This window comes from Stackebrandtia albiflava (assembly GCF_007994225.1).
In the GTDB taxonomy this organism is placed as follows: domain Bacteria; phylum Actinomycetota; class Actinomycetes; order Mycobacteriales; family Micromonosporaceae; genus Stackebrandtia; species Stackebrandtia albiflava.
This window is the reverse complement of sequence record NZ_VLLL01000005.1, coordinates 77,647-87,991: the sequence shown is the minus strand read 5'-3', so window position 1 is coordinate 87,991 and position 10,345 is coordinate 77,647. Positions and strand designations below refer to the sequence as shown.

At 72.4% G+C, this 10,345-nt stretch carries 6 protein-coding genes; 3 read left to right on the top strand and 3 right to left on the bottom strand.

Annotated elements, in window-relative coordinates; all coding sequences use genetic code 11:
* Positions 1-7 precede the first annotated feature (7 nt).
* Positions 8-3,982: a LamG-like jellyroll fold domain-containing protein gene (locus LX16_RS01265; RefSeq protein WP_147131812.1), complete on the bottom strand. Its 3,975-nt coding sequence runs from the start codon at positions 3,980-3,982 to the stop codon at positions 8-10.
* A gap of 173 nt (positions 3,983-4,155) precedes the next feature.
* On the opposite strand from LX16_RS01265, the gene LX16_RS01260 reads away from it, so the two are divergent.
* The 3 genes from LX16_RS01260 to LX16_RS01250 all read left to right on the top strand — a co-directional run bounded on the left by LX16_RS01260 (position 4,156) and on the right by LX16_RS01250 (position 8,274).
* Positions 4,156-5,580, top strand: a complete 1,425-nt coding sequence (locus LX16_RS01260) for an AfsR/SARP family transcriptional regulator (RefSeq protein WP_147131809.1) — start codon at positions 4,156-4,158, stop codon at positions 5,578-5,580.
* A gap of 146 nt (positions 5,581-5,726) precedes the next feature.
* Positions 5,727-6,161, top strand: a complete 435-nt coding sequence (locus tag LX16_RS01255; protein WP_158645446.1) for a MarR family winged helix-turn-helix transcriptional regulator — start codon at positions 5,727-5,729, stop codon at positions 6,159-6,161.
* 556 nt (positions 6,162-6,717) lie between these two features.
* Positions 6,718-8,274 carry an MFS transporter gene (locus LX16_RS01250; protein WP_147136815.1) on the top strand — a complete coding sequence of 519 codons (1,557 nt, stop codon included), beginning with the start codon at positions 6,718-6,720 and terminating at the stop codon, positions 8,272-8,274.
* 66 nt (positions 8,275-8,340) lie between these two features.
* On the opposite strand, the gene LX16_RS01245 is transcribed toward LX16_RS01250, so the two are convergent.
* The gene (locus tag LX16_RS01245) at positions 8,341-8,838 is read right to left on the bottom strand and encodes a GNAT family N-acetyltransferase (RefSeq protein ID WP_211354222.1); all 498 of its coding nucleotides are present in this window, start codon (positions 8,836-8,838) and stop codon (positions 8,341-8,343) included.
* Between the two features lie 109 nt (positions 8,839-8,947).
* Positions 8,948-10,159, bottom strand: coding sequence for a phosphodiester glycosidase family protein (locus LX16_RS01240; protein ID WP_147131802.1), 1,212 nt, complete (start codon positions 10,157-10,159; stop codon positions 8,948-8,950).
* Positions 10,160-10,345: the final 186 nt, after the last annotated feature.

Below are 10,345 nucleotides of genomic sequence, written 5' to 3'. Positions count from 1 at the left end.
GTACCGGTCAGGCGACCGCGAGGTCACGGATGCGATCGGGGTGGACGACACCGCGCCACACCCTGACGTCGTCTACGGCACCGACGAACAGGTCCCACACGCCGCCGGTCGCGTCACCGCGGGCGGCCAGCAGGAGTGGCCCGTCGCCGGTCCAGGTCGTCGCGGGGGCGGGGGCCTCGGCCTGCGGCACCCCGTCCACGTGGAGTCGCAGGGTCCCGGCGGCCCGGTCGTACACCGCCGTGAGGTGGACCCAGGAACCGACGGCGGCGGGCGCGTCGGAGACGGCCTCGTGCCACACCGGGGCCGACGCCGGCCCGGACGGCATGGCGAACACCCAGCGGCCGGAACCGGCGTCGAACCTCAGGACGAAGGCGGCGTCGGACTGCGAGACCTGCGACAGGACGGTGCGGTCGGCGGAGGCGTCGTCCAGTCGCACCCAGGCCGCGACGGTGAACGAGTCGGCGGGGTCGGCCACCGCCTGGTCGGTCGCGGCGTAGCCGGTGCCGTCGGTGCGCAGGCCCAGGGCGGAGCCCGGCCAGCCGACCCGGTCCTCGACCCACTCGTAGTCCCCGTGGAGGTTCAGGTCCGAGCCGCCTCGCGAGTCGGTGCCGTCGCCCTCGAGCGCCCACATGGACAGTTCCTTCACCGAGGGGTTGCCGCCGTGGACGCCCGCGATCTGCGCGTCGTCGGCGGCGCCCCGCCAGGCGTGCAGTGACGCGACCGCGCCCGGCCATGCCATGTCCCCAGTGGACGCGGCGCAGCCCAGCCGCAGTGGCCCGGTGCCCTGGAAGGGCCGGTCCACCGGGGTGTCGGTGGTGCGGACGCCGTCGACGTACCAGGTGACGGTGCCCTCGGCGTCGTCGTACACGACCGCCAGGTGCACCCACTCCCCGGTGAGGGCGGGACCACCGGCGACGGTCCGGGTCACGGCCGCCGTGGAGTCCTCCGAGTGCAGCCACAACGCCCAGGACCCGGTCTCGGCGTCGTAGCCGAGCGCCACCGGCGACACCTGCCGGCCGTCCTGGCCGAGCAGGACCGCGTCACCGGTCGAGGCGTCGAGTCGGGTCCAGGCCGCCACGGTGAAGGAGTCGTCGGTGCGCAGGACCGGTCCGGCCGTGGTGGCGCAGCCGTCGCCGGGCCGCCAGGCGTCGTCGTCGCGGCCGGTGAAGCCCTCGACGTGGTCGCCGCCCGCCGGGAGGGTGAAGTCGTTGCCGTGCCGTCCGGCGTCGGATCCGGCGGCGACCACGTCGAGGGACCAGGACCCGAGGTGGCCCACCGGGAGGTCGTCGGCGGTCGCCCGTACCCCCGCCGGTGGCATGAGCCCGTTCCAGGCACTCACCGAGTCCACGGCGCCGTGCAGGTGGTTCCAGGCGAGGCCGTGGTCGAGTCCGCCCGCGCAGCCGGTGGCCAGCGGCCCGGTGGCCCGCCACGGGTCGAACGGGAGGGCGGCGTCGGCGACCGGCTCGCCGTCGACGTGGAGCCGGATCATGTCGGCCACCGGATCGACCTGTGCGGCCAGGTGGACCCACACGCCGGGCTCCACACCGGACGGTCCGGTGGCCACGGCCCACTCGCCCAGTTCGGGAGACCATTCGTCCACGGCGGGAACCGCGACGGCCCAGGCGTTCGCCGCCGCCGAGTACCGCAGCTCGAACGCGGCCCGCTGCCCGCCGAACTGCGACAGCACCACCTGGTCGGTGGCCGTGGCGTCGATCCGGACCCAGGCGGTCACCGTGAACGGGCCGTCGGTCCGCACCGCCGGGCCCGCCGTCGAGGGGCAGGTGTCGCCGGTGAGTGACAGCGCGGCGCCGGGCCGGCCCAGGCGGTCCCCGGTGAACCCGGTGACACCGGCCAGGTCGTGGTCGTTTCCGGAGTCGTCCACGGGGTCTCCGTCGAACCGCCAGACACCCTGTGGCGCGGCGTCGACGGTGCGGCCCCCGTACAGGTTCAGGACGCTGCGGGGGCCGAGGTTGCCGACCCGGTCCTGTGCCCACACGTACACGGTGTTGGGTCCGGCGGGCAGCGCCGGCCAGGTGACGGTGGCGGTGCCGCCGGTGGCGGCGACGGTCTGGTCGGGGGCGTCGCTGTTGAGGCCGTACCGGAAGCCGGTGACGTCGGACGACCCACTGTGGAAGGTGAGCGCGACGGTGTCGCCCGCCATCGGCGCCGCCACCGAGGGCGTGACGGTGGCCGCCTCGGGCGCGGTCGCGTCGACCCGCAGGTAGCACCACTGGCTCCATGCGCTGGAGGCCGATCCGTCGGTCGCCTGCATCCGCCACCAGTGGTGGTAGCCCTCCGCCAGGTCGGCGGGCGGCCTCCACCGGTACTCGGTGCCCGACGCCAGGTCTCCGCTGGTGTGGTCGTAGATCAGTTCGTGCTCCACGTCGGCGGACTCCCGGATCCACACCTGCACCCTGGCCCGCACCTTGCCGTCGGCGTCGGTCACCCGGCCGCGCAGTTCCGGGCGCGTCGAGGGCTGCCAGATCCCCGGGTCGTTCCAGTCGGCGACACAGGCGTCGGTGCCGGTGAACATTCCGGCGGGGTCGCCGGGGATCGAGTTGTAGTAGACGTCGATCTTCGCGGTGGAGTGGTCGTACCGCTTCCAGTGCGCCAGTGTGGACTCGTCGATCGCCTTCATGCCCAGGCTGATGCTCTTCCACGCGCTGTCGGCGGACTTCTGCACCATCGCGGTGACGTCGAACTCGATGAGTCCCTGGGTGCCGCAACCGGCCCGGTAGTTGGCGTAGTCGTGGCTGACGGCGGTCTCGCTCGTCCAGTCGGGCTGGTTGTCCCAGGTGTGGGTGGAGTCGATGAGCGAGGTACGCCACACCTGCGCCTTCGACTTGGGGCTGCACTGCCACGCGTGCTTCTGGAGGATCTTGAAGGTGGCGGCGGTGATCTGCCTGCCCTGTACGCCCTCGGTGTCCATCCGAAAGAACGACCGCACCCGGTAGGTGCTGGAGAGACAGTCGCCGTTGTAGTCGAAGTCGCACACCCGGCCGACCTTCGCCGCACCGAACAGGTCGTCGTTTCCGCCGGTGTCGTCGCGCTTCCAGAAGCTGCTGGTCGGGTACTTCGACCACGCGGTGGTCCACTGTCCACTCCGGAGTCCTCCGCCGTTCCACAGCGGGTCGACGGTGACCGGGTACACGGTCTCCGCCGAGGTGAACACCGTGCGGTCGGGGTGGAGCACGAGCGAGTCGTCGGTGACGGTGACCGGCACGTCCACGGCCCGGTGCGCGCCGGTGTCCGCGCCCGAGGCGTCCCACATCTGCGGGGTGGGCGTGGTCCACAACGGTTCACCGGCGGTGTCGCTCACCGTGAGGCCCCCGGCGTCGGTGACCGCCACGGTGACTCCGTCGGTGTGCAGTCCGAACCGGATCGCGTCGAGTCGCGGATCGGCGGCGGCCTCGGCGGAGGAGATCACCAGCGAGTGCGAGAAGCCCTCCGGGGTGGCCGTCACGGTGAGGTCCACGCCCGGGTAGACGCCGGGGTAGCGGGCGGTGTCGCCGTCGAGCACCGGACGCGGCAACGGATCCGGCCAGGTCAGCGTGAATCCGCCGTCACCGGTCTCGGTCCGCACCAGTTCCCGGTCGCCACCGGGCGACAGGCTCACGGGGTGGACGGTCGCGCCGGGCCGGATCCGGTCGCCGGTGGCGCGCAGGGTGGTGTCGATCGCGGTCCAGGAGCCGTCGGCGGCCCGGGCGCGCATCGGCGCGACCCCGGTGGTGAGGCGCATCCGGCCGTCGGGTTCGGCGTGGAGCTCGGAGTAGGCGGTGCGCGCCGAGACGACCTCGACCGACCGGTCGCAGCGCGCCGCCAGGTCTACGGCGGCGGCCTCGTCGGACGCGGCCGCGGAGTCGCAGTCGGCCTGCGCGGGCACGGACTCCTCCTCCGTCACCGCTCCCGTGAGCAGCACGACGGACAGGGCGGCGGTGGCGACGATCGCCAGGGGACGCCGAAGGGCTGCCGACACGGCCATGCGAGCTCCCGGGTTTCGAGCGGAGTGGGCAACTCAGATGCTCGGCCACCCCGGTGTGCCCTCGGTGTGCCGACGATTTGCCGATGCAAACTCCGTCGGGCACGATGGGACTGCCCACAAGATCGACCCGATCCCGCACGCTCCCACCGGCAGGGGGTGGACAGGAGTGACCCATGCACTTCTCCGTCCTCGGCCCGGTGGCGGTGACCCGCGACTCGGCCCCGGTCGCCGTCACCGCCGGTCGGCAACTGACCGTCCTGGCGCTGCTGCTGGCCCACTTCGGCGGCACCGTACCGGTGTCCCGGATACTCGCCGCACTGTGGACGGACCGGGCACCCGCCAACCCGCGCAAGGCGCTGGCGTGGCAGGTCTCCCGGCTGCGCGACACCCTCGGGCACCCCAACCGCATCCTGTGGCGCGACCACGGATACCGGATCGACGTCACGGGCGCCGAACTCGACGCCGACCGGTTCACCGCACTGCTCAGGCGAGCCGCGCGGCACCACGACGACCCCGCGACGCAGGCGGCCCTGCTCGACGCCGCCCTCGCACTGTGGCGCGGCCACGCCTACGGCGACCTCGGCGGACACCCCGCGTTCCGCACCGCCGCCGTACGGCTCGAAGAACTGCGGATGACCGCCGTGGAGGACCGCAACGACGCGATGCTGCGGCTCGGCCGCCACGCCGCCCTCATCCCCGAACTGGCGGGCCTGATCGTGGAACACCCACTGCGGCAACGACTCCGGGGCCAGTACATGCTCGCCCTGTACCGCGACGGCCGACAGGCCGAGGCACTGGAGGCGTTCCGGCACGGCCGCGCCATCCTGATCGCCGAGCAGGGACTGGAACCCGAGCCCGCGCTGCGGCGGCTACACCAGGACATCCTGCGGCGCAACCCGTCGCTGACGCGCGCGGTCTCCTCCGGCGAGCCGGACGGGCGGGAGCCCGGGACCGGCGGGCGAGACGTCACACCCGCCGAACTGCCCGCCGCGCCCCGCCCGGCGCCCGGCACGGACGACACGGCGGCCGCGATCGGGGCGGCCCTTCTCGCCGGCCACGGCAGGCCGCCGCTGGTGGCGGTGTCCGGGCCGGCGGGCGCGGACACGTCGGCGCTCGCCCTGCGTGCGGCCCACTCGGTCGCCCGTCACTTCCCGGACGGACAGCTCTACGTCGATCTGCGCGGCACCGCCGCCGACCGGCCGCCCCTGACCGTCGGGGACGTGCTCGCGCGGCTGCTGCGGTCGCTGCGGGCGAGGGTCCCGGCGGGGGTGACCGACGCCGACGAGCTCGCCGCCCACCTGCGCAGCAACACCGCCGGGCGGCGATTGCTGATCGTGCTCGACGACGTCCCCGCGGACTCCGGGATCGCGCGGCTGCTCCCGGCGTCACCGGGCAGTGCCGTGCTGGTGACCGGCCGGTCGGCGCCACCGGGTGCCGACGTCCACGTGTGCCTGCCGCGTTCCGACGTCGGGGCACACCCACCCCGATCCGACCCGGCGACCACAGCGGCACGGCCGGTCCCCCACCCACTCGGGGCGCCCGCCGCCCTGGCACTCGCGATGACCGCCTCCCGATTGCGACTGCAACCCTCCCCCTGAATCGACTTGGTTGGTCATACGACGATCGACGCGCCTCGAATCGTACCTAATGTCCGATTTTTCACCGTCGTATGACCAACCAAGCGCGTCGTATGACCAACCAAGCCAATAAGGTGCTGGGAACAGTGGAAGGTGGTGAACGCGGGATGGCCCGGAACGACGTGCTGCTCGAACTGGAAGAGGAGCTTCAGATCCTCATCCGCAAGTCCCGTGTGGCGGCTCGCGGCCTGGCGAGTGAGGTGCATCCGCGCCTCGACCGCACCGCGTACCCGATGCTGGCGTTGTTGACGAGGCACCCCGCGATGCGCATATCCGACATCGCCACGGCGCTGCTGCTGGACAAGTCGACCGTCAGCCGCCAGATCGACGCCGCCGCCCGGCTCGGCCTGGTAAGCCGGGTCCCCGACCCCACCGACGCCCGCGCCCGCCTCATAGAACTCGACCCGGACGCCGCCGAGGTCATCCGCCGGCAACGCGCCGAGCGACGGAGCCGGCTGCGGGACGCCCTCTCGGACTGGGACTCCGAGGAGTTGGAGGAACTGGTGCGGCTGCTGCGGAAGCTCTACGACTCGGGACTGTGAACGGCGGCGGTCCCGCGCCTCGACGTCGGTCACCACGACCGCCGTGTTCACCTCCCGGCCGGGCCGTGGCGGAGGGTTCCGCGCCGATCCGGCCGACGGAGCGTCCCCGATCGTGTGCCGGAACACCACCGGGCGGGGCGGCCGTGTAACGGCTCACGCCCGCGGAAGTCGTTACGGACCTTGTGACCAAGGACATCGGCCGATCCCACGGCGGGTTCCGCACCCGCGCCGACCTGCGGCGGAGCCGTCGCGCGCGGCTCCGGCGGGGAGCCGGGTCACGGATCGCGGGCGGCTTCGTCGTTGCCGGGTACCCGCCTCGCGGATATAGTTGCAACCCTCAACCATTTGTGGTGGGTGTTCGGTGCTGTCATTCACCGGTCATGAGTGCCGTGCGGGGGAACCGCCGGCCGCGGGACGCCGACACGACCGGGAGTTCGTCGCGACAGCCGAGACTGCGAAACGTTCCGGGAGTACATCTGTGTCAACCATCAGCAAACCGGCGGCGGACGGGAATCCGTTGAACGGACCCGTGCCCTCGGCCGAGGAGTCGGGCCGCATGGAGCACCGGCAGATCATCCGCGCCCTGGTCGGGATGCTGCTGGCCATGATGACGGCGTTCCTGTCGTCGACGATCGTGTCGATCGCGCTGCCGACCATCATCACCAAGCTCGGCGGATCGCAGAGCCAGTACACCTGGGTGGTCACCGCGACCCTGCTCGCCTCCACCGCCTCGACCCCCATCTGGGGGAAACTCGCCGACCTGTTCAGTAAGAAACTGCTCGTCCAGATCGCCATCACGGTGTTCACGCTCGGATCGGTCGCCGCCGGCTTCTCCGAGACCACCGAGACGCTGATCGTGTGGCGGGCGGTCCAGGGCCTCGGCCTGGGCGGACTCCAGGCACTGGTCGTCATCGTCATCGCCGCCATGGTCAGCCCCCGGGAACGCGGCCGCTACATGGGCCCGGTGGCCGCCGTCATGTCGGTCGCGACGGTCGCCGGGCCACTGCTGGGCGGCGTCATCGTCGACACGAGCTGGCTGGGCTGGCGCTGGTGCTTCTTCGCCGGTGTGCCGCTCGCCGTGATCGCGCTGTTCGTCGTGCAACGCACCCTCGACCTGCCGGTGGTGAAGCGCCCGGTGAGCATCGACTACCTGGGCGCCGGACTGATCGCCGGCGGCGTCTGCACCCTGCTGATCTGGGTCACCATGGCGGGCAACCAGTTCGCGTGGGGCTCGACGACGTCACTGGGCCTGGTCGCGCTGGGCGTGGTCCTGCTGGCCCTGGCGGTGGTCGCCGAGGCGCGCGCCAAGGAACCCATCATCCCGTTGCGGCTGTTCCGCGACCGCACCACCGTGTTGGCGACCCTGGCCAGCATCGCCGTCGGCACCGCCATGTTCGGTGGCGCGGTGTTCCTCGGCCAGTACTTCCAGATCGCCAGGGGCTACTCCCCCACCGAGGCGGGACTGCTCACCCTGCCGATGGTCGTCGGTTCGATGGTCGCCGCCTCCGGCTCGGGTTCCCTCATCACCCGGTTCGGGCGCTGGAAGATCTTCCTGCTCGTCGGCAGCGCCATGATGATGGCGGGCTTCGGCCTGCTCGGCACGATCGACAGCCACACCGACATGGTCCTGGTCGGGGTGTACCTGTTCATCCTGGGACTGGGCACCGGCATGTTGATGCAGAACCTGGTGCTCGCCGTCCAGAACTCGGTCTCGCCCTCCGACCTGGGCAGCGCCAGCTCCACGGTCGCGTTCTTCCGTTCCCTCGGCGGCACCGTGGGCGTGTCGGTCCTGGGCGCGGTCCTGGCGACCGAGGTCGCCGACCTGACCCGTGGCGGCCTCGCCAAGCTGGGCATCTCGCTTCCGGCGGGTGGCGACGAGGGTGCCGGCATCGGCAATCTCGACGAGCTGCCGCCCGTGGTCTCGGACGTGGTGCGCGCCGCCTACGGCGACGGGACGGCCACGATCTTCCTGATCGCGGCGGCCCTGGCAGCGGTCTCGTTCGTGGTGATCCTGTTCATCAAGGAGGTGCAGTTGCGCACCGAGAGCGGGATCGAGGCCCAGCACGCCGAGGCCCGCGCCGCCGAGCCGAAGGTCCCTGCCGGACGGCCCTGACCTCTCTCGACACGAACCGCCGCCGGTGACAGTGGGTGTCGCCGGCGGCGGTTCGTCGTGTGGACGTCAAGGGGTCAGGGCCCTGACCATGGTCGCCGCGGTCGCCCGTGACTCCACGACCGTGAACCCGGTGGCCCGGTATAGCGCGGCGGCGGGGTTGTCGTGGTCGACGCTCAACGAGATGCGACGGAACCCGGCCGCCGTGGCCGTGTCGAGCAGCGCCGCCAGCAACGCGCGGCCGACACCGAGGCCCCGCCGGTCGGCGCGCACGCCGATCGCCAGCTCGGGCACGTCGGCGGCCACGAAGCCGAACGCGGCGACCCCGGCGGTGAACAACCGGCTCCACGCCGCGCCGATCGGAGTGCCGGCCGCGTCGACCGCGATCACCCCGAGGTCTCCCGGTCGCCGCCAGTCCGAGACGTAGCGCCGCACCCGTTCGTCCGCTAGGGCGCGTTCGGCGCGGCCGGGCGTGTCTGGCGGGTGTCGCCAGTCGGCGGCCTCCACGAGCATCCCGGTGAGGAAGTCGGCGTCGTCGTCCGTCGCGCGGCGAAGTACGTAGTCCACCGGTCGATCCTGCGCCGTCGCGACGGGTTCGGCAAGCCCGGAGGCGGAACCTCCACTCCGGAGGCACCTACCCGGCGCCGGGGTGGGCGTACCCACCCCGGCGCGGCGGTCACCAGGCGGGACCGAAGATCCCCAGGCCGTTCGGGACGGATCGCTCAGAACCGCCCGACACGGTGTTGCGGACCGACACCTCGTCCTCGCCCCACTCGCGGGCGACCAGTGTGGTGGAACCGCCGCCGTCCATGTTCACGGCGATCCGGGCGCCCACGGCGAGCATGATGTCGGCGGTGGTGGCGAGGCTCGCACCCACGCTCGCACCCCGACCGTCGATCGCCACCAGGTACAGGACGCGCCCGCCCCATCCGGCGCCGACCGAGGTGCGGGGTGCCATCGCGACCTCGTCCACACCGGTCAGCACGCGGCCGTCGGCGACGATCGGGAAGCCGCCGAGGGCGGTGTCGAGCCGGTGGCCGTGCTCCTCGGCGAGGCCGTATTCGACGGTGACCGGGTCGCCTTCGGCGAGGCCGGCGAGTTCGTCGACTCCGGCGTCACGGGCGACCAGGACGACGGTGTCCTCCGGGATCGGCCCCGATCCGGGCGTCTCGGTCACGTCGGTGACCACACCGTCGGTGACGGTGACCTCCAACGTCCGGTCGCTGCACGGCGCGTTGCGGTTGTCGTCGGTGCCGCAGGTGGCGCGCAGCCGGGTCGCGCTGCCCCAGTTCGAGTCGAACACGCCGACACCGCCGACGGTGATGGCGTACTGGTTGAGCGCGTCGAGTGCGAAGCCGCCTTCCTCGGTGATCACCTTGCCGTCCACCCGCAGGTCGGTCAGGACGGCACGGCCGTCGGTCGTGATGCCGAGCCCGTCCTCGTTCCCGTAGCCGGGCGGCATGTCGGGGCCGTGGCGCTGCCGGTCGGGGACGGCGCCCTTCAACGCCTCGCCGTCCGCGATCGCCGGCCCCACCGGGGCACCGGTCTGGCCGATGTTGAAGAAGTCCCCGTTGACCGCCGCGACGGCACCGGCCTGGTCGGCCATGGTGGACACGGTCCGGGTCGCGGCGACCTCCCCGGGGTACAGGAGGCCGACGTCGACGAGCGGGTGCCACAGGTCCACCCGAAGCAGGTGCCCGGTGATGGGACCGGCCTCGGTGTCTCCGGTGAACGATCGGTATTGGACACCCGGTGAGACGAGTTCGGGGCTTGAGAAGTCGAGGTCGAGGGAGTCGGTGGCGGGCCCGGCGTGAGCCGGGGAGGCGGCCGCCGCGAGCGTCGCCACGGTGGCGACGACGACGGCGAGCCTGCGGTAGAGGGGTTTCATGGCGCTCCGCATCACTGGGGACGGGCAGGGTCACTGGAAGGGCGGTTCGGGCGCGGTGCGCCCGAACGAAGGCAAGCGTTTGCTGAACGGTATGCGCGCCGCCCTCCCCTGTCAACGGCCACTGTGTCCGAACCCGCCCGTCCTCACCCCGAGTCCGCGGTGCGCGACCGCGCGATCCGGAAGGCC